At 54.0% G+C, this 3,697-nt stretch carries 4 protein-coding genes; 2 read left to right on the forward strand and 2 right to left on the reverse strand.

Annotation, left to right across the window (positions count from 1 at the left end; genetic code table 11):
- Nucleotides 1-837 (reverse strand): cbb3-type cytochrome c oxidase subunit I (locus tag RT613_RS16205; protein ID WP_313616962.1); only part of this gene is annotated, 837 nt, incomplete at its 3' end.
- 280 nt (nucleotides 838-1,117) lie between these two features.
- Between RT613_RS16205 and RT613_RS16210 the strand changes: the two genes are divergently transcribed.
- Nucleotides 1,118-1,624, forward strand: a complete 507-nt coding sequence (locus RT613_RS16210; RefSeq protein WP_313616964.1) for a hemerythrin domain-containing protein — start codon at nucleotides 1,118-1,120, stop codon at nucleotides 1,622-1,624.
- 44 nt (nucleotides 1,625-1,668) lie between these two features.
- Here the strand turns inward: RT613_RS16210 and cobU are convergent, their stop codons facing one another.
- Nucleotides 1,669-2,190, reverse strand: a complete 522-nt coding sequence (gene cobU, locus RT613_RS16215; RefSeq protein ID WP_313616966.1) for a bifunctional adenosylcobinamide kinase/adenosylcobinamide-phosphate guanylyltransferase — start codon at nucleotides 2,188-2,190, stop codon at nucleotides 1,669-1,671.
- Between the two features lie 659 nt (nucleotides 2,191-2,849).
- Here cobU and RT613_RS16220 point away from each other — a divergent pair.
- Nucleotides 2,850-3,542: a DUF599 domain-containing protein gene (locus RT613_RS16220; protein WP_313616968.1), complete on the forward strand. Its 693-nt coding sequence runs from the start codon at nucleotides 2,850-2,852 to the stop codon at nucleotides 3,540-3,542.
- Nucleotides 3,543-3,697 lie beyond the last annotated feature (155 nt).

Genomic DNA, 3,697 nt, shown 5'->3' on the forward strand with positions numbered 1-3,697 from the left:
CAGGTAGCCGGCGGTGAGGATGAAGCCGACCGCGTTATGGCCGTACCACCACTGCGTCAGCGCATCCTGCACGCCAGAGAACGCCGAGTAGCTTTTGACACCGAGGAACGACACCGGCACCGCCAGATTGTTGACGATATGCAACATGGCAATGGTGACGATGAAGCCGAGGTAGAACCAGTTGGCCACATAGATGTGGGGTTCCTTGCGCTTCAGGATCGTGCCCAGAAACGCAATGAGATAACAGACCCAGACAATCGTCAGCCAGATATCCACATACCATTCCGGCTCGGCATATTCCTTGCCCTGCGTAATGCCGAGAAGGTAACCGGTGGCGGCCATGACGATGAAGAGGTTGTAGCCCCAGAAAACGAACCAGCCGAGGTTACCGCCGAACAGGCGTGCACGCGATGTCCGCTGAACCACATGGAAAGACGTCGCGATAAGCGCGTTACCACCAAAGGCAAAGATCACCGCCGATGTGTGCAGCGGGCGAACGCGACCGAAATTGAACCATGGCTCAATGTTCAGATCGGGAAATGCCAACTGAAGTGCAACGACGAGACCAACGAGAAAACCGACAACGCCCCAGAACACGGTGGCAATGACACCGTATTTGATGACCTCGTCGAAATACTCGGATTGCTGACGTTGTTTTGCAGCGGGATCGACCGGTGCAAAGGATGTACGTCGCAGCAACACGACCGCGCCGATGAGCAGCACGAAAAACAGCACCCACATGTGGGATGCAAACTGATTATCATGGGCGAATGCCGCCCCGAGCAACGCGATAAAGGCTCCCAGAGCCACTATCACGACTTCCAAAGTGTAGTTCATTGTTGGTTTCCCCCAACGTCCTGGCTGATCCGACGCGGCCAGACATCTGCCCTGTGCAGAGTCGTGCGGATGTCGCGTCGTATGGAGAAGTGCCATTCGCAGGCCAAACTTACCTTGATCCAAATCAAGGCAGACAACTGCGACTATGGGAGAAATAGAAACGAACGGGAGTTTAGCGGCATTTTCGCATGTGCATGCGCCGGTCAGGACAACATGCTGCACGATACGCGCGGCTTGATGCCCTGATGTGTGCTTGCGAGTGCAATAACGAGGTCAGGAAATGGCACAGAAAGAAAATCTTTCAGGGCAACCTGAACAGGAAAACATCATCCACATGGCGAGGGCGGAAAAGGATTTCCCCAAACTCGAATGGCTACGCCGGGCTCACAGGGAACAACTGGCGCTCTGTCGTGAACTGGAGGAGATCGCAGATTCCCTGCCCTCCAATGTCAACCGGCAGAAATGCATTTACGCCGCAAAGGCGCTTGGCCCGGTTATCCGCGGTGCACATCACTATGAGGAAACCGTGCTGTTTCCATGGATTGAACACCATGCAAATCTGCTGGCGCGCTCCGAGACGCTTGAGCGCCTGCGCTTTGAACATTTCGAGGATGAATGTTTTGCCGAGGAGCTGACCGATGCGCTGTTGAAGGTCGGCTCCGGCAACCCGGTCAATATGGAAGCCGTCGGTTACATGCTGCGTGGTTTTTTTGAAGCAACCCGCCGCCATATCGCCTTTGAAAGCGATTGCCTGCTCGAGGAGCTGGAAAAGGATCAGACGCATTGAATCAGAAACTTAATTAGCCGATTCAAAATCTGAGAAAACCTTACTTACCCCTTCATTTTAAGGGATAATCCGGCCGCGATGAAATAGACTTCGCTGGCAACTTCCGCCACATTCTGATGCAGGCGGCCGGCATGGTCACGAAACGCCCGCGCCATGCGGTTTTCCGGCACGATGCCAAGTCCAACCTCATTGGACACAAATACCAGCTGCGCCTTGGCCACAGTAATGTGACGGCAAAGGGCTTCAAATTCGGCTGGCATATCCCTGTTATCCATCATCAGGTTTGTGACCCACAATGTCAGGCAATCAATGAGAATGATCCGGTCGGGATCATCGATCTTTTGCAGCAGCCCCACCAGATCGACCGGTTCTTCATGGCTGGTCCAGACGGCACCGCGCCGCGATTGATGCTCCCGAATGCGCTCACGCATCTCGTCATCCCAGGCACGCCCGGTCGCCACATAATGCGCATCAAGACCGCTGGACAGCACCAGATTTTCAGAAAATTTCGATTTGCCGGAACGCGCACCTCCAAGCACAAGAACCGTTCGATTGTGGTGCGACATGAAAATCCGCTCTATCAGGGGTAAAATTGCTGTCTGGACCCCAACGCACCTGACGGCGCGGAGCCATTACATCAAGCCATGAAAAGGGACGATTCGTAGATAGGAGGCGTCCCCCGGTCGATCACGCTTTACATGCCGGTTTCCAATCTGCTTGTGTTTGCCGCAGCTTGCACCATGCAAACCATCGAAAAAACAACAAGCCGGACGGAAAAGGCCCAGACGTCTACAGAATCTAGGATCGCACCGGGCACATGTCAATTCTGACGCCTGTGAGCGGAGATGAATTTCGGGAGTTTCGTCTGGATAAAAATCAAAAAGCGCGCCAGCCACCCAGCTTGCACGCCTCCTGAAAAAAGCCTCAACACACGAGGCAACGGCGACCGGTACGCAATACCTTTTCCGGAGCCGGACTGACGGTCTCGCCGTCTGCAGGAATAGACATAACGGCACATTCTTACCGGAGAGTTAGCAAGCGACTCACAAACGAAAAAACTTTGACGATTTTGCATTTTTCTCGCGAAGCATCTGACCGGCGAAATAGACACCGTTTTTTCAGACCGTTGAGATAGATGATGTCAGCGCATTGCCTGACAGACCGCATGCGGCCATTATCGCCCGGTCTGAAGCGGCACGGATTCGATTGGCGGTCTCAAAACATCATGACAATTATCGACTATACGGCTTTTGTAATCTTCATCCTCTCGTGGAGCAGTTACGCCTGGCTGACATCGGGCAAGCCGCGTTTTGCGCGCCTCAGCCTCAATCAGGCCATGGCCGAGCGCCGCCGCAAATGGATCTACAATTCGCTGCGCCGTGACCTGAAAATGATCGATACGCAGATCATGGCCGGTCTGCAGAATGGCACTGCCTTTTTTGCCTCGACCTCGATCTTTGCAATTGGTGGCTGTTTTGCGCTTCTCGGCGCCACTGATCAGGTTGAATCCGTGTTCAAGGACATGCCCTTTGTGCATTACGCCGGTCGTACGGCCTTTGAACTGAAGGTCATCGGACTGACGACAATCTTCGGTTATGCCTTTTTCAAATTCGGCTGGTCCTACCGCCTGTTCAACTACTGTACCATTCTGTTTGGCGCCATTCCGATGGTGGATGACACGATCGGCGACAGACGCGCCGCAGAACAGGCAGCCGAAAACGTCATCCGCATGAACATCATCGCCGCCAAGAACTTCAATGATGGCCTGCGCACCATTTTCCTGTCGATCGGTTATCTCGGCTGGTTCATCGGCCCTTACGTGTTCATTGGCGGCACCCTGTTCATCATTGCCGTGCTGACACGCCGTCAATTCTTCTCCGAAGCGCGATTGGCGATCATGGAAGACAAACAGCCTTGAAATTGCCTCACTTTGAGGGCGTTGCGATAATCTTTGCAGAATGAAAAATCAGGGATGAGAGAATGACCGACGCGATCACCGGGACAACGCCACCAGCGCCGAAAGGCCGGATCGGCGCACTCGATACATTGCGCGGCATCGCCCTGATTGCCATG

Source organism: Agrobacterium sp. (genome assembly GCF_032092815.1).
Lineage (GTDB): Bacteria > Pseudomonadota > Alphaproteobacteria > Rhizobiales > Rhizobiaceae > Agrobacterium.